Raw genomic sequence first — 21,914 nt, forward strand, 5'->3', positions numbered from 1 at the left:
TAGCCGCGAACATTAAAAACCCATCGACTTCACCCTATTATGAATACATTAAACGCCCTAACCACATGAAAGGCAGATCATTATGCTGCCATTAACATCCTATTAAGAGAGTTGATGTATAAATAAGAATTTACTTAGTCTCAGTCGTTGAGAAATTTAAACTTAAGAATATTCTTAATATAACAACGCTGCACAAATTTTATATCATTTTTACTTAAAAAATGGTGCTGCGTCACAGGATTGAAAATAAAAACGCCAAAGCGTGTGTACACACACTTTGGCGTTTTATGTTTCGACCAAGGTTTCTATAACCAATAAACCTCGAGATGCAGATCAGCGGGGCATATCGACTAATGACGCCCTTTCACGACCTGATAGCGACGCGTCAGATACTCAACCGGTGCGCTCCAGATATGGACTAAACGGGTAAAAGGGAACAGTAAGAAGAGCGTCATGCCTAGCACCATATGCAGACGATAAATAGACGCTACGCCTTCAAGATGCTCGGCGGCCCCACCATGGAATGTCACTATCGCCTGTGCCCAGCCCACCAGCTTCATCATTTCGCTGCCATCTAGATGTTGTGCAGAGAACGGTAACGTGATCAACCCAAGACAGGCCTGGAGCAGTAACAACGCCATAATCAAAATGTCTGCCGCAGTAGAGGTTGCACGAACGCGTGGATTATAGAGACGACGCCACAGCAACATCCCGCCCCCTATCACCGTTAATACGCCAAAAACACCACCGGCGGCCATTGCCAGATGTTGCTTAGCGGCAATAGACAAAAACGACTGATAGACCCAGTGCGGTGTTAACAGACCGAAAAAATGCCCGAGCAAGATGCCAATGATGCCAATGTGAAAAAGATTAGATGCGAGTCTCATGCCTTTTTTACTTAGCATCTGGCTCGATCCCGCTCGCCAACTATATTGCCCATAGTCATAACGTAGCCAGCTTCCGGCCAGGAACACTGTACCGGCGATATAAGGATAAACACTAAAGAAGAACAGGTTGATGTAGTGCATGATTATCGACCTCCAAGCGCTGAATCAGGCTGTGATTTCATCAAATCGACGTATTGCGGCAGGGTGGTATTAGCAAATCGTTGCTGATATTCATTCGATGATGAGCAAGATTTGTCAGCGATAAACCTGACCTGCTCCTCCTGCCATACCGCATCCAACGCTTGTGGCGACGTATCGTCTTCTTCCACGGCAACACGTGGCGCAAACGCATCACTACAGAGCGGACTTTCTGCCAGAACCAGCAAGGTATCGATAAGCACGGCGTAACGGCTTTCGCGTTGCTTCAGGCGAGCGCCCAATAGCGCCAGGATCGGGGCAATATCTTCCAATCCCTGTCGTGCGTCGGCATCAGACAATATGCTCAGATATTCTAGGTATACCGGTAAATAGTCCGGTAGCTCACGCTTGTCGAGGAAGAGCCCTACCTGCTGGTATTGGCTTAAGAGATCAACCATCGCTTGACCGCGGTCACGAGATTCACCGTGTACATGTTCGAACAGTAATAATGACGTCGCCCGTCCTCGCTCAAAGAGCTCTCCCCACGCGGCTTGCGCGTCGAGCATCTCTTGCTGACATAGCTCGGTAATAAAGGATTGGATTTCAGGGGAATGTTCAGCACTCTCATCAAGGAGTTCCTGACGATGCAGCCATAGCGCGTCGTTGGGATAATCGAGCAGACAGCCAAGCATTTTCAGGCTTTTCATGGCTTACCTCCGGTTTTAGCCGAGACATCAATGGCATCAATACGGCGGCTATTAAATAAGTTGAAGTGCGTATCGCTACCGTGACAACCGTCGCCAAAACTAAAGCCACAGCCGCCGCGATCAGGAAACGCGTCACGGGCTATTTCTCGATGGCTTGAAGGCACGACAAAGCGGTCTTCATAGTTGGCAATCGCCAGATAGCGATACATTTCCTGCGCCTGCGCCTCGGTTAATCCGACCTCTTCCAAGGCACGGATATCACGCTCGCCTTCCACGGTTTCGGCACGCTTATAATGACGCATTGCTAGCAATCGTTTCAGCGCGCGGAGTACCGGTTGGGTATCCCCCGCCGTCAACAGATTCGCCAGGTATTGCACCGGGATACGCAGGCTTTCGACATCAGGCAAGATACCTGTATGCGCCAAGGCACCGGCATCGTCGGCTGATTGAATCGGGGACAACGGCGGCACGTACCACACCATAGGCAAAGTGCGATATTCCGGGTGCAGCGGCAGAGCAAGCTTCCAGTCTACTGCCAATTTATAAACCGGTGAGCGCTGTGCAGCATCAATAACCGAGTCTGGAATACCTTGCTCACGCGCCTGAGCGATCACCTCGGGATCATGAGGATCGAGAAAAATCCCAAGTTGCCGCTCATAGAGATCCTGCTCCCCCTCGCAACTGGCCGCGGCTGCAATACTATCGGCGTCATAGAGCAAAACGCCCAGATAGCGGATCCGTCCGACACAGGTTTCAGAGCACACTGTCGGCATTCCCGATTCAATACGCGGATAACAAAAAATACATTTTTCCGACTTGCCGCTTTTCCAGTTGAAGTAAATTTTCTTGTAAGGGCAGCCAGTGATACACATGCGCCAACCGCGGCATTTATCTTGATCGATCAAAACAATGCCATCTTCCTCGCGCTTATATATTGCTCCACTTGGACAGGTGGCGGCACAAGCAGGATTCAGGCAATGCTCACATAATCGCGGCAGATACATCATGAAAGTGTTTTCAAACTGGCCGTACATCTCCTTTTGCATCTGGGCAAAGTTACTGTCCTGAGAACGTTTAGAAAACTCGCCGCCAAGGATCTCTTCCCAGTTGGGGCCATGCTCGATTTTGTCCATCCGTTGACCAGTAATCAAAGAACGAGGCCGGGCAATCGGCTGATGTTTACCGGCTTTAGCTGTATGTAAATGCTGGTAGTCAAAATCGAAGGGTTCGTAGTAATCGTCAATTTCGGGAATGTCGGGGTTAGCAAAGATATTGTGCAGCACACCGACCCGACTCCCCATTCTTGGTTGCAGCCGGCCATTGATTTTGCGGATCCAACCGCCTTTCCATTTTTGCTGATTTTCCCAATCAACCGGGTAACCGATGCCGGGCTTACTTTCAACGTTGTTAAACCAGGCATATTCCATGCCTTCGCGGCTGGTCCAGACATTTTTACAGGTGACCGAGCAGGTATGACAGCCAATACATTTATCCAGATTCAGTACCATGCCGACTTGTGAACGAATTTTCATTTTGCGCTCTCCTGCTGCCGATCGTTGCCTTCGCCATCGAGCCAAGCGATATCTTTCATTTTGCGTACCACCACAAATTCATCCCGGTTAGAACCAACGGTGCCGTAATAGTTAAAGCCGTAAGCCAGCTGAGCGTAGCCGCCAATCATATGCGTCGGTTTCGGCGTAATACGGGTTACCGAGTTATGAATACCACCGCGTTGGCCGGTAATTTCTGAACCCGGAATATTTACCAGTCGTTCTTGTGCGTGATACATCATGGTCATGCCAGCCGGTACGCGCTGACTGACCACGGCTCTGGCAGTCAACGCACCGTTACTGTTGAAAGCCTCGATCCAGTCATTATCTGCAATGCCCAATTCGGCGGCGTCTTCTTCGCTCATCCACACAATCGGCCCACCGCGCGATAGCGTGAGCATCAGCAAGTTATCGCTGTAAGTAGAGTGAATGCCCCATTTCTGATGCGGCGTCAGGAAATTCAGCGCTTTTTCTGGATTACCGTTAGGTTTGACACCCAGCATTTGCTGCGCGCTGCGTGTATCAATCGGCGGACGATAAACTAATAGGCTTTCACCAAATGCTCTCATCCACGGGTGATCTTGATACAGCTGTTGTCGCCCGGAGAGCGTACGCCAAGGGATTAACTCATGAACGTTGGTATAACAGGCGTTATAGGAAACATGCTCATCCTCCAGGCCTGACCAGGTCGGGCTGGAGATAATTTTGCGAGGCTGGGCCTGAATATCGCGAAAGCGAATTTTCTCGTCTTCTTTATTGAGCGCCAGATGGGCATGTTCACGCCCGGTAAACTGTTCCAGAGCCTGCCAGGCTTTTACCGCCACCTGGCCGTTCGTTTCGGGAGCCAGTGTCAAAATCACTTCGGCGGCATCGATCGCGGTTTCAATCAGCGGTCGACCTGCGGCAGCGCCTTCGGTTTTCACCCGATTGAGTTTTTTCAACAGGGCAATTTCACTATCAGTATTCCAGCCAATACCTTTCCCGCCGTTGCCCAGCGTATCCAGCAACGGACCGAGCGAGGTAAAACGCTCATAGATTGCCGGATAGTCGCGCTCAACCGCCATAATATGCGGTGCGGTTTTCCCCGGAATCAGCTCACACTCGCCTTTACTCCACTGCTTAACATCAAAAGGCTGGGCCAGCTCAGAGGCGGAATCATGTTGGATAGGCTGCAAGACCACGTCTGTCTCTTGGCCTAAATGCCCGATGCACAGTTCGGAGAAACGTTTGGCGATGCCTTTATAGATATCCCAATCGCTTTTCGCTTCCCAGGCAGGTTCAACCGCGGCAGAAAGTGGATGAATAAAGGGATGCATATCCGAAGTATTCATGTCGTCTTTTTCATACCAAGTCGCGGTTGGCAATACGATATCGGAGTAAAGGCAGGTACTCGACATACGAAAATCAAGCGTCACCACTAAGTCCAGCTTGCCTTCAAGCCCTTGCGGCTGCCACTCGACATCTTCAGGCATTACACCGCCTTGCACACCGAGATCTTTGCCTTGCACGCCATTGTCGGTGCCGAGCAGATATTTCAGGAAATATTCATGACCTTTACCGGAGGAACCCAACAGATTAGAACGCCAGACAAACAGATTACGCGGATGGTTCTTGCCGCTGTCCGGTTGTTCAGAGGCGAATTTTATCCGTCCGGCTTGTAATTCACGGACGGTAAAAGCCTGTGGCGTCAGCCCCGCGTCAGCAGCCTGGCGGGCAATGTGCAGCGGGTTTTCATTAAGCTGCGGCGCCGACGGCAACCAGCCCATACGTTCGGCGCGAACGTTGAAATCAATTAAATGTCCGCTAAAGGCAGATTTATCAGCTAATGGCGATAACAACTCAGCGGCAGTAACCGTTTCGTAACGCCATTGGCTGCTATGCTGATAGAAAAATGAGGTGCTGTTCATTTGGCGCGGCGGGCGCTGCCAATCTAGCCCAAAGGCCAAAGGCAACCAGCCGGTTTGTGGCCGTAGTTTTTCTTGCCCAACATAGTGCGCCCAACCGCCGCCGCTTTGCCCCACGCAACCGCAGAACACCAGCATATTAATTAAGCCGCGGTAGTTCATATCCATATGGAACCAGTGGTTCATCCCGGCCCCAACAATAATCATTGAGCGGCCGTGAGTTTTCGCAGCGTTATCAGCAAATTCACGAGCAATATGGATAATGTTCTGGCGAGAAACGCCGGTGACTTGCTCAGCCCAGGCTGGCGTATAGGCTTTGATATCATCGTAACTGGATGCACAATTATCGTCATTCAGCCCACGATCCAACCCATAATTGGCCAGTAGCAGATCGTAAACCGTGGTGACCTGCACTTGCTGACCATCGGCCAGGGTTAAGGTTTTTACCGGCAGTTTATGGACTAAGACATTATTTAATTTCAGCTCACGAAAGTGTGGGTGTTCATCGCCACCGAAATACGGAAACCCCACCTCAGCAACTGCATCCTGACAACCAAGCAAACTTAGGCGTAATTGGCATTCATGACCGGCGGCACGCGCCTCCAGATTCCATTTGCCTTTTTCTCCCCAGCGATAGCCAATCGAGCCATTTGGCGCCACTAATTCACCTGAGTCTTCACTCAATGCCACGGTTTTCCACTGTGGGTTGTTCTCTTCGCCCAACCCTGCGGATAAGTCAGAGGCGCGCAGCATTCTTCCCGCTACGCTGTAGCCCTCTTCACGCGGTTCGAGCATCACCAACATCGGCATATCACTGTAACGACGGGCGTAATCAATAAAATATTGGCAAGGATTGTCGAGATGGAATTCGCGCAGCATCACGTGGCCCATTGCCATCGCCAGCCCGCTATCGGTACCTTGTTTCGGTGCCAGCCATTGATCGCAGAGCTTAGTGACTTCAGCATAATCAGGAGTAATGGCGACTGTTTTGGTGCCTTTATACCGAACTTCAGTGAAGAAGTGCGCATCAGGGGTTCGGGTTTGCGGCACATTGGAACCCCAGGCAATAATATATCCTGCGTTATACCAATCGGCAGATTCCGGCACATCTGTTTGCTCGCCCCAGGTCATCGGCGAGGCTGGGGGTAAATCGCAATACCAATCGTAGAAACTCAGCGCCACACCGCCGATTAGCGATAAATAGCGAGAACCGGCAGCATAGGACACCATCGACATCGCCGGAATTGGCGAGAATCCGGCAATACGATCTGGGCCCCAGGTTTTAGCGGTATAAACATTGGAGGCGGCGATAATCTCATTTACTTCTTGCCAGTTAGAACGGATAAAACCGCCCCTTCCGCGCTCACGTTTATAACTTGTCGCCAGTTCAGGGTTATTAACAATGGATGCCCAGGCATCAACCGGGTCGCTAACGCGACTTTTTGCCTCGCGCCACAATTGGATTAACGTTTTGCGCACTAACGGATATTTCAAACGGTTGGCACTATAGAGATACCAAGAATAGCTGGCCCCACGCGGGCAGCCACGCGGCTCATGGTTAGGTAAATCAGGGCGAGTACGCGGGTAATCAGTCTGCTGCATCTCCCAAGTAACCAACCCGTTTTTGACAAAGATTTTCCAGCTGCAAGAGCCGGTACAGTTTACACCGTGGGTAGAACGTACCTCTTTATCATGCTGCCAGCGCTGACGATAGCCGTCTTCCCAATCACGATTATTGTTAAACTGCTGGCCATGGCCGTCAGCAAAGGTTTCGCCTTTCTGTTTGAAATAGCGAAAGCGGTCGAGAAATTTACTCATCGATTGCTTCTCCTGGTACTAAAAAAGAAAACTCAGTTAACTGCTGAGCAAAGTGGCTATTTATTATTTTTACGGCCATAAACCAGCGCGGTGATCAGCGCACAAACGAGATAAAACACGAGGAAGATTTTCATCGCGCCAGCGGGTGAGCCGGTCATGGCGAGCGAACTGCCAAAGGCTTTAGGAATGAAGAATCCACCGATAGCACCAATGGCAGAGATGAACCCAAGTGCGGCAGAGGTATCGGTCAAGGCTTCATGTTGCGCCACCTCATCACTACCGCCACGCGCTTTGACGCGCTCAATGGTCTTGGCACGGAATACTACGGCGATCATTTGGAAGGTCGAGCCACTGCCTAACCCGGCGGTCAGGAACAGGCACATAAAGACAGCAAAGAAAGCGATGAAATTACCCTCGCCGCTGCCGGGTAACGTGAGGAAAAGCAGAGCGCTGAACAACGACATCAGCAAAAAATTCACCAACGTGACGCGTGTTCCGCCGAGGCGATCGGAAATCACCCCGCCAACCGAGCGAGCTAGTGCGCCAAGGAAAGGGCCAAAAAAGGCGTAATGCATGATTTGAACGTGAGGAAACTGCATTTTTGAGAGCATAGCGAAACCGGCGGAAAAACCGATAAACGAGCCAAACGTTGCCAGATACAACAGACCTAACAGCCACATATGCCCACGCTGTAAAACGTGCAGTTGCTGTGACAATGACGCCTTAGCCGTTTGCAGGTCGTTCATACCAAACCAGGCAGCCAACGTTGCGATAACCAAAAATGGCACCCAGATCCAGGCAGCATTCTGTAGCCAGAACCCGCTGCTGTCAGGTAACGTCACCGTGCTGGTGCTAAATACGGAGAAAATAGATAAGGAGATAACCAGAGGAGCAATTAACTGCATCACACTGACCCCGAGATTCCCTAATCCACCATTAATACCTAGTGCACTGCCCTGCTTGGCTTTAGGAAAGAAGAAACTGATATTGCCCATGCTAGAAGCAAAATTCGCCCCAGCAAAACCGCATAACAAAGCGATAATCACAAAGATAAAGTAAGGCGTTGTACTGTCTTGCACAGCGAAGCCTAACCATAAACAAGGAATTATCATGAATGCGGTGCTAATGGCAGTCCAACGACGTCCTCCTATTAGTGGCACCATAAAAGAGTACGGCACGCGAAGTAATGCCCCAGAAACCGAAGGCAGTGCCGTTAACAGGAAAAGCTGCTCGGTGGTGAAGTTAAAGCCCACTTTTTCCAGGTTGACGGCAACGGTACTAAATAGCATCCAGACACAAAAGGAGAGTAACAAGCAGGGCACAGAGATCCACAGGTTACGGCGAGCAACGGCGTGTCCCGTTTGTTGCCAAAAGGCTGTGTTCTCTGGGTCCCATTGAGTTAACAAGTAACGAGATGAAGTGGTTTTTACCGGGGGTTGATTCATACATTCTACTCAGAGAGATAATAATGAAGCCCAACCCTAAATCTTCTATTTTTTCCCTTATTGATGCATGTCAAAGGTAAGTTTAAAATCTACACAATTAGGATAATTCACAGTCTACGAAAAATAGATTTTTTACTAAAAACCCTCATTATTCTACAATGTAGATATGTAATAAAATTGTCATATTAACTCATTTCATTTAACAAATTAGCAATAAAAATCTGATAAAAAATGAAAATATTTTTACTCCCAAAACAAATTGAGATTAATTATATTAAAAAATAATATGTGATTTGCTGAGTAATTTTTTAGTCCCAAAGAGAGGCAAATCGTTCCGAATTGCTTTTTGTATAATGGACCGTGTGACGAATATTTTTATGCCCAAGGTAATCTTGGATAAGACGCGTATCAACGCCTGTATTCGCCAAGGTGTATCCACAGGCGTGACGCAGCATGTGTGGATGTGAGTTAATGGATATTCCCGCCTTTAAACCACAGGTTTTTATGATATACCACGCTTGCTTACGCGAGAGAGAGGTACCACGTTCGGAAAGAAACACATGATCGCTGGAAGCTGCTGCAACATAAGATTCTCTTATTGACAGCCATTCACTCACCGCTTGATATTCATTGCCTCGCAGCGGATGAACGGTTGAAAATCCATTTTTCAATCTCCTGACATAGATCTGACGAGAATTTAAATCGATATCGGATAATTTTAAAGATAACAACTCACTTATGCGGTATCCATGTCGAAAAGCCATTAAAATCAAACAGTGATTTCTCACACCATTTTTATCTAGTCGTGCGACCGATAGTAATAATTCCACTTCAGCTTCGGTTAAATATCTTCTTCTGCTCATTTCGCCTCCAGAATCAGATTTTGATGTTACTGGTTAGTGAAAAAGGAAAAACCAGTACGATCAGATGATTCAGTTATTGCTATCATCAGCAAGTTGCATCGCATATTTTCCGACACAAAAATCATGAATCACACTCCACTCGCGTGGCATAAAACGAGTCCAGACTTATTGCTTTCGATAAGATAAGTGCGGGGTGAAATCAAAAATTATATTTATCTTCCCAATAAATCTTTGATTCAGTTTTGGCTTAGAAAATTGTTGTATGTCCAATTTCCATCCTCCTTGAAAGCTAATCTCAATGTTTTATCTCAATATTATTTTGCGTTTACAGGAACATATCTTGTTAACTTATGATTTATCATGAAAGCTCAACAAGTGACAACAATAATATAGGATTTTTCGTAGTAAAAAATCCTAAAAACAAAAAGACCTAAGTACAGGAACACAAAGGAATAGTAAAAAAAACAATACTAACCAAAGAATTACCTGCGTTTTATCTGAAAGTAGCAAAAGTTGCTTTTCGCACGGGGAAAACATAAACCTTACTAAAGTAATGGAGAGAATAAGGCACTATATCCGACGGTGACTGCCCATAGAGTCTTGTATTTGTCCCAGCCATCGGTTTATCTCAAGACTATTTTGCAGCCCAAGCCTTTCAGCAACGGCTCGCCGATGAGTAGATACCGTCTTTTCACTGCGATGCAATCGTCGTGCGACACCCGATAGGCTTGAGTCATTTAACTGCATCAGAACCCATAACAATTCTCGTGGCGATAGTTTTCGTACGTCATTTTCCTGCAATGCAGAACTGACCGCAGGGCTCATTAAGGTATGCCGTGATTTTGCACATACTGATTGCAGACTTTTACGGAACACCGACATCGATTCATCTCGTCGCACAATAGCATCAGGTTGTTTATCGACTATAGCCTGTAATAATAAAGGCTCACGTAGTGCGGTATATACCATGCAACGATGACGCCCAATAATCGCACTTAGACATGTCAATTCATCAAGGAAATTAAATCCATCATGGATTGAGTCAAAATCAGTTGATAACTCGGCGATGACTAATATATTTTTCCTGCGCATTACCGGGGAAATAATGACCTCACGTAAGGTCGCTATATTTAATGCGTGTAATGCACAGTGTCTTCCTGCTAATTTATTTACTTCATCAACAATGACTCTTCCCGTCAACGTTAGACGGTCGAGAATCAACACCATTTCATAAGGAAACGAATCGTCCATATAACCTATATTGCTTTGAGATTTACTCATGACTTATCTCATTGTTACAGTTAGCATTTACTTGCACATGCAAACACCTGTTATAAAGCGCTCTCTTTAATTAATGGAAAGCATAAGTAAATGTACTAACTTCAATTCCCATACTAGAAATAGGCATTCTCATTCCCCCCCGATATTCTCGGGGAGAAACCAGAGAAAACTAAAATATTCATTTTAAAAATTCATAATGAATATTATGGATAAATAAATGTCATACCAATAACCGAACGAACACTACCTGCTGTAACTTGCCCGGTTGTTCTGGCATAAGATGCGGTTAGTGGAATAGACGTATTGGTGCTGCCTACTTGACCAATGAGCACATTATTATTTGCTCTGACAATGCCATTGTTATTAGATATTTGTACCCCGATCCCCTGCGCAGGTGAGGCAGTCGCTACATTACTAAAAATATCATTGCTAGCATTTGCCGTCGGTCCGGTAAGGTAATAAGCCAGTGTTTTCGTTTGAGCGCAATGTACATTGATATTGAAAGACTGGGTCGCTGGATAGACAGGTAGATTCACCGTCACATCGCGCGAAGAGACATCACAGCCTCCGGTTGGAATGACGACATCGTTGTTGGCGTAAATCTTCCATATATATTCTAAAGAAGCGCCTCGGTCATTGGTCTGATGCATATTTAAAATAGCAATAAGATCGCCATTTTTTATGGCAACACCGCCAGCAGCCCCGGTTGCAGTAAGATACAGCAACGTTGGCCAAGGTTTATCTGTCCTGCTATCGTATAAAATACTTTTTGTTTCAGATGTCGTAGGGAATGGATAGGTTGTACCCGAATAAGTCAAACTCCCGCGAAATGCCTGTAGCGCGCCGCCATAAGCAGAGCCTGAACGCAGAGAGACAAAGTCTTTAATCGACTCGGGGTAGTCGTTGTGACAACGAATTTGAGTAGATAAATCAACAACCAGGTTCTGCCCGACACCGACTGAAGGCGTAAGATTCACATAAACATTCGTCACGCCACCACCGGGTCCAATCACGATCCCCTGCGCCGTTGTACAAGTATATGCCGAGGCATAAAACGGAAATTGGCAAAAGAATACCGTCAGCAATATACCCTTGATTATTCTACTCATCTTTACTCCTCCATTATGCGTAGGTATAGGTGACAGTAATCACCGATTTTATGCTGCCAGATGATGGGCCACCGTTAACTGATACCGCCCTCACCCGGAGGGGAAACGCAGCTGTCGACGTCGCATTATCGACATTAATCGTTGTGGTCGTTCCCGCTTTTAGCGACTTACCACTGGTATCTTGCAGCTCGACCGCGATGTTGCTTGCCGAGCCTTGATTGGTGTAATAACCCGATGTGTCCGATGGGCCAGAAAAACTGGCCGTGACTTTACTCGTGCCAACCGGACACGCGTTAAGCGACAAATTGACGTTAACCCAAGGGGAAGTAGAGCCAGGATTGATCAGGTCAAATTTATACAAATTGCCTAAATCGACTGCCGTATCATTGAGTACGACATTGCAAGGTCGAGCCACTACGGAGCCATTCACGGTAATAGTGACATCTGCAGCCTGAGCGACTCGCGCACAAAGCAATCCTCCAAACAACAGAATCAAAAAAAGAGTTAACAGACGCATATTGACCTCAATTCATCACGGCTTAGTGCAGTCACTAAGCCCTATTAAAAGTATTCCAGCGTAAACGTAGCGGTTGCGCTCACGGTTCCTGCGCTGACTGGCGTTTGTGTTGCCATCATTCGCGAATAAAATGTCAGCACATTACGCTGCCCCGCCGTCACATTGTTCCAGTTGAGTTCACTCTGCGCCGCGTTGAGAGGGATCGCTTTCAAACCACTGTCTAGGATCTGCACGCCAATTCCGCTCGCACTGCCACTTAGCGCATCAATTTTCAGCAGGCTGGCATTATTACTGTCCGCCGTCCCGGTGAATCCCACCTTCACTTTCTGCGCAGAAGCATCACAGCGGAGAAACACAATACTGAATCTCACCGCAGGGCTAGGATCGCCTACTCGCGAAAATTGCTTACTTGGGCTTGCCCCTAGATTCACGGTAAAATTTTTGGAACCCACATCGACTTCACATGTGTTATCCAATACTTGTCCTGTCACCGTAACGGTAGCGGCGGTTGCCACCTGCCCGCCGCCACTCAGCAGCGCAAACAGGCATAAAATTCGACATCTTTTGTTCATTCTATTTACCTGGGCTAAGCCACATCGGTTTTACCGATGTGGCGTTAATGGCGTAATCTGGCGCGAGTGATGCATCACATCAATAATCAGCAATATCAATAACTAGCGGCAAATCACATTGGCATAGCTAAGCGCTTGCTGCTGGTTTGCTTTGGGCAACTGATAGCTCGCAACGCATTGTTCGTTGGCACCTTCGCCCCATTTCACTTTCAGCTCACCGCGCAACGGTAATCCCGTGAGATAAGCTTGCCCGGCATCGCCGACAATACTTCCACTATCGCCATCGTTATGCGTAACCGTTGCCCCAAATGGCACGGCTTTACCTTGATACATCAGAGTGACCAGAACCTTCATCCCAACGCGGGTGACAAAGTTGGCCCGCACGATCGCCCCGCGCGTAGGCACAACGCTATCCACCGGCTCATCTAAATCAACATTGTCTTGCAGAGAGTTAGGGTCGAGCGCCACGCGGTTTTCACGATATTCCGAGGCATAAGGCACCACAGCATATCCTCGCCAGTCGGTACGAACGCCGGTCGCATTCTCAATAGAAACGCCTGCCGCGCCGGGTGCTTTCACCAGTACGCTGGTGTCACCTAGCGGCTGGCTGAAAGTAATGCCATCTGAGTGGGCAATAACGCCACCACTGACGCCGTAATACATTTGGCTGTAACCATCATTACGGCTATAACCCACGTTGCTTGTTGCATAGGTGCCTTGATAATTAAGCCCGGCATTACTGACATAGCCGGAATCTTTGTTGTTATATCCCTGCTGAACGCTGTACCCCAGATTGTTATCTTTGAGTAACGTACCTGACATACCCACGGTGTTAGTCGAGCGCCCTTTCATGTCGTTACTGTTGCTGTAATTGATATTTGAGCGTCTAAATGCCGAACGGCTGTCAGGCGATAGCCAATGACTTATTGGAATGGAAACATTCAACGCCAGCAGTTGGTCTTTATTTTCTTGTCCCATGCTTTGGGTCAGGCTGTAGCTGAGGTTGTAGCTAATATCATTGAGCGTCATGCTATAACCGACTTGCAGCTGATCGTCAGTATCCCCACTATTCCAATAGGTCTGCCGACTCCCACTGAGATAAAGCGATGAAATATCTCCGATCTGCTGTGAAATATTGACTTGCACACGGCCGCGCTTGGTGTGGTACAAGTTGTAGTAATCGGCCAGCTTCGGGGTAACATTCACAGGACCATCTTGGGTCAAAATGCTATAACCACTCATCTGTTTGTAACTGGCATCGCTGAGGGTATAGAAGCCTTGTGTCGAGTAGCGATAGCCAACAAGCTGGAAGTTAGTTCCCAACTCGGCCAATGACTTGTTATAGAGGAAACGCATCGACTGTCCCTGATGGCTGCTCTCATCAGGAAGCGTAGTATTTGCCTGAGTAATATCAGCTGATACCGCGCCTAATATCCCCAGGTTCTTACCCAATCCACCGGTAAATGCCCGATAGTTATCGGCAAGCTGCGTCCCGCCGTAGACAGTAAATCCAGCGGGTAAGCCCCAAAGTGCCGTAGCCTGCGCAAATTTTGGTTTATCCTGCTGCTGGCCGCCGCTACGGAATTGACCCGCAGTAAGCGCAAATTTAACCCGCCCTTCACGTTGCAGTACCGGGACCGATGAATAAGGTACGGTGAAGACTTGCGAACTCCCATCAGCTTCTTTTATCGTGACTTGTAGGTCACCACTCAGGCCTGATGGATATAAGTCATTAATAACAAATGGCCCTGGCGGCACAGTTGATTGATAAATGTCATAGCCATTCTGGCGCACAGACACTCGAGCCGTCGTTCTTGCTATCCCTCGAACGACTGGGGCAAAACCACGCTGGCTGTCAGAGAGCATGTTGTCATCAGAAGATAGTTGCGCACCACGAAAGTTAATTCCGTCAAATACGTCGGACGGCGTATAACCATCCCCAACCACCAAACGAGCACGCAACGGCACGATGTTACGTTCCAGATAGGTATTGATATGCTGCCATGAGTTTTGGCTGCTGCCATTACTGCCGCCGCTGTTGTAACTCCACGTGGTGTTATCACGTAAGCGCCATGCACCAAGGTTAAAACCACTCTGCAAATTCAGATAATAGTTATCGCTGTGGCTTTGCCCCCAGCCGTTACTGCCGGTAAAGTTATAGTTAAGTAACCCGGCGGTAATACCGTTGTCCCATTGTTCTGGGGGAATATAGCCACGCACGGTGCCGCGCATAAAAGCCTGCGGCACACTAATGTTGAGGCGTTGGCGATCGAAATCGTAGGTAGAGGTCGCATCCTTTATTGTTTGCGCTAAAGGTACGCAAGCCCCCTCTTTAAGCACGCTAATACCTGGGATCCCTGCGGTGTCGACCCCCATTGCAGAAAGTTGTTTGCTACTCAGACAAGCCTCAAGCTCGGGCCCACTCTGTGAGGCATTAAACATGACATCACGTGTGGTGACGTAAGCATCATTAAGATAAATATCAACACGATAAGTCCCAGGCGGTACGATTTGGCCTTTTTCAAATCGCGACAGATCCGCTACGGCTGATGGATCATCAGATAGAAAATAGGGATTAAAATTACTTTGTGCCCGAACACCCTCGCAACTCAACGCTAATAACAAAACCAACGGCGTTAATAAAAAGCATCGATTAATCTTCTGACTCTTATCCAGGCGCTCACTATTAATAGGGGAGCTGAAGCAAATTTGCTTTTTTAGGTGTGACATTATCCCTCCGGCCCGAATGCAGCGCCCGGTCACGTGTCATTATTTATATTTTTATGCTCGATGCGTTTACGTCGGCGAGCGTTTACGTTGGCAAAAAGTGGCTAAGATTTACTGCATCACACCTTTCATTGCTGGAGTCAGCGCACCGTAATCATTGATTGTTTTGTAACTGATCTCTCCTGCACTGTTTGCAGGAAGCGGCTGTGTCACATTGTCTTTCGGCGGCACCATGACGTTTTCAAGCGAGGAAGAACCCACTTTAAAATCAGTCAGCGTCAGGTAATAAGGGGTTGGGTTGTTGATAACCAGTCTATTTCCCTGACGGCTAAAACGCAGTTGTTCGGCGGCTTTATCCGAAGAAGGGGTTAATCCCAGCGGGCGATAAAATAATTTTATGCGGCTAGAAATAGCAATTTGCAGGGTGTTTTCTTTTTCACGCGAAGCGTCCAAAGAAGGGATCGCCTTAACGTTTATCCAGAACAGACTTTCACGATCTTTTGGCAATGCGTTATTCGTCGCATCGATAATACGCAAGGTATTTTCACGCTTGCCTTGCATTAGATATAACGGAGGGGTGATAACAAAACGCCCATCTTTATGACCAGACGAATCTTCTACCCATGACTGGATCAAGAAGCCCTTATCGTCACTGTTAGTTATGGCAAGAGACACTTGTTTTTGATCGGATGGATACACCACGCGTGTTGCACCCAATGCAACGCCCGCTTGCGCGCTTCCCATGAAAACCAAAGAAATTAAAGCAGTACAAATAGCCAATATTCGAATTATTTTCTGGTGAACCATGACAACCTCTTCTCAAACCATGTCTTTATTTTTTTAGCCAAAAAGCGGCATCGCAATAATTGATTTAGCCGCAAGCTATAAATAAGTAAGGGCAAACCATCCCTGAGCGTTTGCTTTGCCGCCTGTTACATCTGGACCAACTGCACGATATTTAGCCGTGAAATGTAATGTGACAGGACCAGGCTGTAGAACAGCAACAACACGGGGTGAGGAATTAACGGCAATCAGCGAGTTAGTCGCATCAAAAAGCGCAACACCGATATCACCAGCAACGCCAGAGCCTTCTCCAACCGAAAGCACTTGTGGATTCTTACTATCTGCCACACCGTGGAATTGGATGCTAACTGTCTGGCTAACAAAGGTATTACAGTCACGTAAGTGGATATCAAATGGCGTAGGGTTAACATCCATGCCCACATCATGGAACTGGTTTGAACGCACCTGTCCCATCTCCACGGTGAAATCTTGACTGTCAGTTTCAACAGAACACGCCTCGGCGATAATCTTTCCCTGAAACTTCATTTGTCCGCCAGATAGAATGACATTGCTGTGATTTCCGCCCATCACGATGGGTGGAGCCAACAGCATGGCTACCAGCACCAGATAACTGGCTCTTCGCATCATGCTCTCCTAAGCCCAGTCCTTGTAAAATGGCCTCCCTGGCCTGAAAAACGTCCCTGTATCTCAGGTCTTATTCGTATTGAATTTTGAAGGTCGCTACTGCATTTGCAGTACCTGGTGTTACTGCGGCGGTTGTCGCAATATAACGAGAGGCGAATGGAATAGTGTTGGTGCCATCGCTCAGTGTGGTGACTGCACTCCAGGTCGCACCATCAACGGCTAATGTAGTCCCGGCTTTATCCAAGATTTGTACGCCAACGCCAGTTGCGCTGCCAGCTGCAGAGCTATCCAATGCCAATGCTTCTGCATTTACACTGTCAGCTACGCCAGTAAAGGCAACTTGTGCTTTGGTAGAAACGCTGGTATCGCAATCTTTCAGCACAATGTTGAAACCAACATTGCCGCTAGTTGCTCCAACAGTAGCCAGTTTTGCCGTACGAACCTGACCCAGTTGTACTGTCTGATCCGTTGAGCCAGCATCAACAGCACAAGCTGCATTCACTACTTCACCAACGAAATGTACAGTACCGCCGTTGACGATTGGTGCAGCTTGAGCAAAAGAGCTCGCCAGAGACAATGATGCCAATACGCTCAGTGCCAAAACTTTATTTTTCATATACTTATCTCTTCTAATTGCATGTAAAATGAATTAATCCATGAGCCCGAATTTCGGGAAATTTGGCCCCTGTCGATGAGACATTTGGGGCCATTTTGTCTCATTAATAATTCATCTTTAAAATCGACAATTTTAAGAATATAAATTCATTAAATGTGAAATTAAAAGAATAAAAAACTAGATAAGTAGGCTAAAAAAGAAAAAGCAATAGAAACAAGAGAGTTTTAGATTTTAAATAAAATGGCAGGTTAAAATATTGAGGAGAAATAGAATGTAAGCTTTTTTAGGAAGGAGGTTTTAAAATAGATATCAATTTCAACTAATTGCACTGGACACAGTAAATACTTAACTAAAATTTATTGCAAAAAATTTCAATATAATTTTAAATACAGACAGTTTGGCCCCAAATGTCTTACCATCGATTAAAAAACAACCACGTCAGTTGGTGTTGCTCGTCAAACAGTTCTTAATTCAAAATGTATCCTTTAACACGTTCCTTTTATCCCACAACCCAACGAATCGGCCAGCATTACTGGCGGTATAACGTACGGTATGGCGAATATTACGATGCCCCAAATAATCTTGGATTAATCGAGTATCCGTCCCACGTTCTGCCAGTTCATACCCGCAAGCATGACGAAGCATATGTGGATGGGTTGCCGTACTCGTTCCCGCTAATACTCCGCTGCGTTGAATGATTCTATGAGCCTGTTGGCGAGAAAGCCTACCGCCACGCCGAGAAATAAATACGACATCAGTATCTTGAGCCGTCATCCAATTGGCACGCTCGCGAGTCCATACTGACAGCGCCTCTCGTTCATCCTCTAACAACGGATGAATGGTTGAAAAACCGTTTTTTAAGCGGCGGATGTTGATCCTTCCTTCGGTCATATCAAGATCATCAAAACGTAAGTTTAAGAGTTCACTAATACGCATACCGTGACGGAAACACAGCAGGATCAGACAGTAGTCCCGACAGCCGGTAAGCTGTTCACGTGCCGCTAGCAACATGCTATGCACTTCATTTTGCGTAAGAAATTTTCTTCGCCCCATACTCATTATCTCCTCCGGTTATAGATTGACATGGCTTGCTGCCACAGGGTACAGATTCTCTTTAGTGGATTCGCGGACAATAACGCTAAGAACCCTCTCAAAAAGAAAGAAAGGCGAGCGCTATCATGCGAGAAAGTGTTAACGGCTGGTTTTCAAACTGGCGGTCTACAAAAACGAGCGGCGAGAGTATAACTAAATTCCCTAGATAGCTTGCCTGTATATGGAACAAAATCCATCTCATCAAGCTAGTCTGACAGCGGTGATCTCTGGTTTGATAGTAAGAAGACAAAAATAAGACATAAAAATGGCCGATAGCTGATTTTATATATCGGCCTTGGATGATTTATAGCCTGTATCAGGAAAGTAGATCCCTAGCACTCACAACCACGCCATATCATCACTAGCCGAATAATTTACCTTTGAGTAAATTCACCCCCTGAGACACCAAGTCATTGTGTGATTCGACTTCACCATTAGGGGATAGACCATCCACAACTTGCGGTAAATATTGCGCAATCACTGAAGAGGCACTACCGGCATCCACACCCAGCTTTTCTGCCAGTTGCGCCACCGCAGGAATACCGAGCACTGACTGGATCTGTTCGCCACTGATTGGCTGATTATTGCCGCCACCAATCCAAGACTCCACCACCGCAGAAAGCCCGCCTTGACGGAATTTATCCAGCAAGCTGTTAATTCCACCCTGCTCTTCAACCCATTTCAACACACTTTGCACCTGCCCAAGCTTGCCCGAGTCACCGCCCAATATGCCGCTTACTTGATCGAATAATCCCATTGCTATCTCCTGGTTGAGTGTAGAACTAGGCAAATCTAATTCGGTTACATTGATTAAGTGTAGACATAACATTGGAAAATAGTAGTGATTGAACTATAGATGATGAATAAATAGTGGCAATATTCACTAAATAAATATCTCCATGTCTTATTATTCCTAGCATTAACGACGGTATTTTCTAGTAAATTATCGAACTATCAACATGGCCATACAAAATCACACACAGTTATAATATACATTATATCATAAAAATAAATTATGATTTCACTTACCAAATCTAAAAATATACTCTTAATCGTGAGTTAACGATCCGAGTAAAATATATAGATTACTTATCCAATGAGTTTAATGAGAGGTTAGAATGGAAAGATCAATCTCCACCCCAAATATCTTGGATATCATAGAAATAAAAAAAGCATTACTGAAAAACATGAATATTACCGAATCCTTTGATAAAGATCTTTATCTAAATCACTTAATTGAGAAGCCATGGGGAGTTGAATACAGGATTTACTGTGATTATTACTTCGATATCTGGAGATTGCAAATTAATAAAAATCAGAATACCTCTATGCATTGTCACTTAATGAAAGATACCGTTCTGATTTGCCTTGCTGGCTCTGGATATACCAAATTCATAAATGGAGAAATATATCATCTTAAGGAAGGTGATAGTATTTATATTTCAAAAGGAGTTTTTCATCAAACTATCTCATTGCAAGATCAAACACTTCATCTTATTGAAATTGAAAACCCAAGAAACCAATATGATTTGCTTAGGTTAAATGATTCATATGGAAGACAATATACTACATATGAAAAAAAATCTGCCCTGCATGATGGACTTCAAGCCTTCGAACAAGTAGGGCTTCGTGACTTTATAAGAAAAAAAGATCTAAATAATAGCTTCATATTTAAATTAGTTATACTTTCTACTGAAGACACTGTTAACCCAGAACTTATATTTATTATTTTAATTGGAATTGAAAATCATCTATCAGGGAAAATAGCTGTCATTAAAAAAGATGAAGTAAATGTTAGCTTGCACATCGAAAAAAAAGCACTATTAATCTTCAAAAATAAAACCATCATGCAAAAACAATGAAAAGGACTATTGCTATGATAAAAAATAAAGTAGTAATTATCACCGCTCAAGGATTCCAAGATCACGATATTATCTATACATACTATCGTGCAATTGAGGAAAACTATGATGTATCAATTGCGACAAAAAATGGTGAACCCGTAATAGGAAAATATGGCGTAACTGTGCCATTAGATAAAAGAGCAAAACATAATATTTCGTTTGATAATTTAAAAGAATCTGATTTTGATCTTGTTATATTAACAGGGGGACACGAAGCCCCTGATCGTGTTCGCCAAGATAAAAGAGTAAAAGAGTTCATAACTATTATGGCAAATAGTGGGAAGATAGTAGCTGGTTTATGCCACGGCCCTTGGATCATGATCTCAGCCGGGATAATGAAAGATAAAGTTGCCTGCGCATATATTGGCCTTAAAGACGATATGATCAATGCTGGTGCCCATGTTGTTGAGGCTGATGTTGTCGTGGATAACAATATTATCACCTGTTCATATTATGCCGAAGTAGGAAAATTTATGCGTGAAACATTTTCTGCAGTTGAACGGTGGCGCAATAACGAAATATTATCAGAACATTTGGAGTTATAAATTATGATAGTTGCCTTGGATTTCGACGGGGTTATCTTCGATGGAACCCATGAATGTCTCCTCGTAGCATGGAATGTATTCAAAAAGAATACTCTCTCCAACTTCAACATAAAAAAATTTGATGAAATACCTGAGTTATTTATAGATTTATTTAAAGAATCAAGAAGCTTTGTTCGCCACGATGGACATTTCTTAGTTCCATTTTATATAAAAGAAAACACTATAATTAACAGTGAAATATTCCACAAAACATATAACTCCATTCCCCAAGAAATAATATTTGAGTTTAGAGCCGATTTTAATAAATACAGGTCAAAGGTAAGGGATATTTATTCACATTATTGGTTGGAGTTACATAAAAAACTCCTTAACCTTGAAGAAATAATTGATCTTGGCATTGATGTAAGAATCATTTCCGGGAAGGATAGTGATTCTATATTTTTCATACTACAAGAGAATGGGGTTAAATTAATTAAAGAAAAAATACACGGAGAAACAAGTAGTAAAATACCATTACTAAAATTACTAAAATTACTAAAATTACTAAAATTACTAAAATCGGAAGCTAATGATGGCAACAGCAAACTATTATTCATTGATGACAATATCGAGAATATTATCGAATCAAGAAAACTAGGAATTAATTCACTATGGGCTACATGGGGCTTCCACACTCCAGAGCAAATTAACAATGCAAAGCACTTTTTAATCAACGAGGTAAAAATAGACAACATTATGTCAACAATAATAAATTTAAAAATGAACAAATAGAATATGATAAAAATCGTCATTAACAATATAAAGGACAATT

At 45.4% G+C, this 21,914-nt stretch carries 19 protein-coding genes; 3 read left to right on the top strand and 16 right to left on the bottom strand.

Annotation, left to right across the window (positions count from 1 at the left end; translation table 11 throughout):
• Positions 1-350 precede the first annotated feature (350 nt).
• From narI to ACL9RG_RS12765, 16 genes are all read right to left on the bottom strand, one after another.
• Positions 351-1,028, bottom strand: a complete 678-nt coding sequence (gene narI, locus ACL9RG_RS12690) for a respiratory nitrate reductase subunit gamma (RefSeq protein ID WP_422792976.1) — start codon at positions 1,026-1,028, stop codon at positions 351-353.
• Between the two features lie 2 nt (positions 1,029-1,030).
• A complete protein-coding gene (gene narJ / locus ACL9RG_RS12695) occupies positions 1,031-1,732 on the bottom strand; it encodes a nitrate reductase molybdenum cofactor assembly chaperone (RefSeq protein WP_422792977.1) in 702 nt (233 codons plus the stop codon).
• The gene (gene narH, locus ACL9RG_RS12700; RefSeq protein WP_422792978.1) at positions 1,729-3,264 is read right to left on the bottom strand and encodes a nitrate reductase subunit beta; all 1,536 of its coding nucleotides are present in this window, start codon (positions 3,262-3,264) and stop codon (positions 1,729-1,731) included. The genes narJ and narH overlap by 4 nt, the downstream gene beginning before the upstream one ends.
• Entirely contained in the window at positions 3,261-7,004 is a 3,744-nt protein-coding gene (locus tag ACL9RG_RS12705) for a nitrate reductase subunit alpha (RefSeq protein WP_422792979.1), read from the bottom strand. Before ACL9RG_RS12705 ends, narH begins: the two co-directional genes overlap by 4 nt.
• 56 nt (positions 7,005-7,060) lie before the next feature.
• Positions 7,061-8,449: a NarK family nitrate/nitrite MFS transporter gene (locus tag ACL9RG_RS12710; protein WP_422792980.1), complete on the bottom strand. Its 1,389-nt coding sequence runs from the start codon at positions 8,447-8,449 to the stop codon at positions 7,061-7,063.
• A 308-nt stretch (positions 8,450-8,757) separates the two neighbouring features.
• Complete coding sequence (locus tag ACL9RG_RS12715; protein ID WP_422792981.1) at positions 8,758-9,312, bottom strand: tyrosine-type DNA invertase; 555 nt, start codon at positions 9,310-9,312, stop codon at positions 8,758-8,760.
• Between the two features lie 570 nt (positions 9,313-9,882).
• On the bottom strand, positions 9,883-10,593 hold the full coding sequence (locus ACL9RG_RS12720; RefSeq protein ID WP_422792982.1) for a LuxR C-terminal-related transcriptional regulator: 711 nt from the start codon (positions 10,591-10,593) through the stop codon (positions 9,883-9,885).
• Between the two features lie 203 nt (positions 10,594-10,796).
• Positions 10,797-11,702, bottom strand: a complete 906-nt coding sequence (locus ACL9RG_RS12725; RefSeq protein ID WP_422792983.1) for a fimbrial protein — start codon at positions 11,700-11,702, stop codon at positions 10,797-10,799.
• Positions 11,703-11,715: 13 nt separating this feature from the next.
• Complete coding sequence (locus tag ACL9RG_RS12730) at positions 11,716-12,219, bottom strand: fimbrial protein (protein WP_422792984.1); 504 nt, start codon at positions 12,217-12,219, stop codon at positions 11,716-11,718.
• Between the two features lie 44 nt (positions 12,220-12,263).
• Complete coding sequence (locus ACL9RG_RS12735) at positions 12,264-12,791, bottom strand: fimbrial protein (RefSeq protein WP_422792985.1); 528 nt, start codon at positions 12,789-12,791, stop codon at positions 12,264-12,266.
• A gap of 102 nt (positions 12,792-12,893) precedes the next feature.
• Positions 12,894-15,521, bottom strand: a complete 2,628-nt coding sequence (locus ACL9RG_RS12740; protein ID WP_422792986.1) for a fimbrial biogenesis usher protein — start codon at positions 15,519-15,521, stop codon at positions 12,894-12,896.
• A gap of 108 nt (positions 15,522-15,629) precedes the next feature.
• On the bottom strand, positions 15,630-16,325 hold the full coding sequence (locus tag ACL9RG_RS12745) for a fimbria/pilus periplasmic chaperone (protein ID WP_422792987.1): 696 nt from the start codon (positions 16,323-16,325) through the stop codon (positions 15,630-15,632).
• 75 nt (positions 16,326-16,400) lie between these two features.
• On the bottom strand, positions 16,401-16,949 hold the full coding sequence (locus tag ACL9RG_RS12750) for a fimbrial protein (RefSeq protein WP_422792988.1): 549 nt from the start codon (positions 16,947-16,949) through the stop codon (positions 16,401-16,403).
• A gap of 67 nt (positions 16,950-17,016) precedes the next feature.
• Positions 17,017-17,562, bottom strand: coding sequence for a type 1 fimbrial major subunit FimA (gene fimA / locus ACL9RG_RS12755; RefSeq protein ID WP_422792989.1), 546 nt, complete (start codon positions 17,560-17,562; stop codon positions 17,017-17,019).
• Positions 17,563-18,033: 471 nt separating this feature from the next.
• The gene (locus ACL9RG_RS12760) at positions 18,034-18,615 is read right to left on the bottom strand and encodes a tyrosine-type DNA invertase (RefSeq protein WP_422793026.1); all 582 of its coding nucleotides are present in this window, start codon (positions 18,613-18,615) and stop codon (positions 18,034-18,036) included.
• Between the two features lie 400 nt (positions 18,616-19,015).
• Positions 19,016-19,411, bottom strand: coding sequence for a YidB family protein (locus ACL9RG_RS12765; RefSeq protein WP_422792990.1), 396 nt, complete (start codon positions 19,409-19,411; stop codon positions 19,016-19,018).
• A gap of 361 nt (positions 19,412-19,772) precedes the next feature.
• Here ACL9RG_RS12765 and ACL9RG_RS12770 point away from each other — a divergent pair, with 361 nt between their 5' ends.
• The 3 genes from ACL9RG_RS12770 to ACL9RG_RS12780 are packed head-to-tail and all read left to right on the top strand — an operon-like array spanning position 19,773 to position 21,874.
• Complete coding sequence (locus ACL9RG_RS12770; protein ID WP_422792991.1) at positions 19,773-20,516, top strand: cupin domain-containing protein; 744 nt, start codon at positions 19,773-19,775, stop codon at positions 20,514-20,516.
• 14 nt (positions 20,517-20,530) lie between these two features.
• Entirely contained in the window at positions 20,531-21,103 is a 573-nt protein-coding gene (locus tag ACL9RG_RS12775) for a DJ-1/PfpI family protein (protein ID WP_422792992.1), read from the top strand.
• Positions 21,104-21,106: 3 nt separating this feature from the next.
• Complete coding sequence (locus ACL9RG_RS12780) at positions 21,107-21,874, top strand: hypothetical protein (RefSeq protein ID WP_422792993.1); 768 nt, start codon at positions 21,107-21,109, stop codon at positions 21,872-21,874.
• The last annotated feature ends 40 nt before the right edge of the window (positions 21,875-21,914 follow it).

Source organism: Rouxiella sp. Mn2063 (genome assembly GCF_049319665.1).
Lineage (GTDB): Bacteria > Pseudomonadota > Gammaproteobacteria > Enterobacterales > Enterobacteriaceae > JBMOUD01.

What these genes read in the sequence shown, in the direction of transcription:
- narI (WP_422792976.1), bottom strand. Translation starts at nt 1,028, where the DNA reads ATGCACTACATCAACCTGTTCTTCTTTAGTGTTTATCCTTATATCGCC.
- narJ (WP_422792977.1), bottom strand. Translation starts at nt 1,732, where the DNA reads ATGAAAAGCCTGAAAATGCTTGGCTGTCTGCTCGATTATCCCAACGAC.
- narH (WP_422792978.1), bottom strand. Translation starts at nt 3,264, where the DNA reads ATGAAAATTCGTTCACAAGTCGGCATGGTACTGAATCTGGATAAATGT.
- ACL9RG_RS12705 (WP_422792979.1), bottom strand. Translation starts at nt 7,004, where the DNA reads ATGAGTAAATTTCTCGACCGCTTTCGCTATTTCAAACAGAAAGGCGAA.
- ACL9RG_RS12710 (WP_422792980.1), bottom strand. Translation starts at nt 8,449, where the DNA reads ATGAATCAACCCCCGGTAAAAACCACTTCATCTCGTTACTTGTTAACT.
- ACL9RG_RS12715 (WP_422792981.1), bottom strand. Translation starts at nt 9,312, where the DNA reads ATGAGCAGAAGAAGATATTTAACCGAAGCTGAAGTGGAATTATTACTA.
- ACL9RG_RS12720 (WP_422792982.1), bottom strand. Translation starts at nt 10,593, where the DNA reads ATGAGTAAATCTCAAAGCAATATAGGTTATATGGACGATTCGTTTCCT.
- ACL9RG_RS12725 (WP_422792983.1), bottom strand. Translation starts at nt 11,702, where the DNA reads ATGAGTAGAATAATCAAGGGTATATTGCTGACGGTATTCTTTTGCCAA.
- ACL9RG_RS12730 (WP_422792984.1), bottom strand. Translation starts at nt 12,219, where the DNA reads ATGCGTCTGTTAACTCTTTTTTTGATTCTGTTGTTTGGAGGATTGCTT.
- ACL9RG_RS12735 (WP_422792985.1), bottom strand. Translation starts at nt 12,791, where the DNA reads ATGAACAAAAGATGTCGAATTTTATGCCTGTTTGCGCTGCTGAGTGGC.
- ACL9RG_RS12740 (WP_422792986.1), bottom strand. Translation starts at nt 15,521, where the DNA reads ATGTCACACCTAAAAAAGCAAATTTGCTTCAGCTCCCCTATTAATAGT.
- ACL9RG_RS12745 (WP_422792987.1), bottom strand. Translation starts at nt 16,325, where the DNA reads ATGGTTCACCAGAAAATAATTCGAATATTGGCTATTTGTACTGCTTTA.
- ACL9RG_RS12750 (WP_422792988.1), bottom strand. Translation starts at nt 16,949, where the DNA reads ATGATGCGAAGAGCCAGTTATCTGGTGCTGGTAGCCATGCTGTTGGCT.
- fimA (WP_422792989.1), bottom strand. Translation starts at nt 17,562, where the DNA reads ATGAAAAATAAAGTTTTGGCACTGAGCGTATTGGCATCATTGTCTCTG.
- ACL9RG_RS12760 (WP_422793026.1), bottom strand. Translation starts at nt 18,615, where the DNA reads ATGGGGCGAAGAAAATTTCTTACGCAAAATGAAGTGCATAGCATGTTG.
- ACL9RG_RS12765 (WP_422792990.1), bottom strand. Translation starts at nt 19,411, where the DNA reads ATGGGATTATTCGATCAAGTAAGCGGCATATTGGGCGGTGACTCGGGC.
- ACL9RG_RS12770 (WP_422792991.1), top strand. Translation starts at nt 19,773, where the DNA reads ATGGAAAGATCAATCTCCACCCCAAATATCTTGGATATCATAGAAATA.
- ACL9RG_RS12775 (WP_422792992.1), top strand. Translation starts at nt 20,531, where the DNA reads ATGATAAAAAATAAAGTAGTAATTATCACCGCTCAAGGATTCCAAGAT.
- ACL9RG_RS12780 (WP_422792993.1), top strand. Translation starts at nt 21,107, where the DNA reads ATGATAGTTGCCTTGGATTTCGACGGGGTTATCTTCGATGGAACCCAT.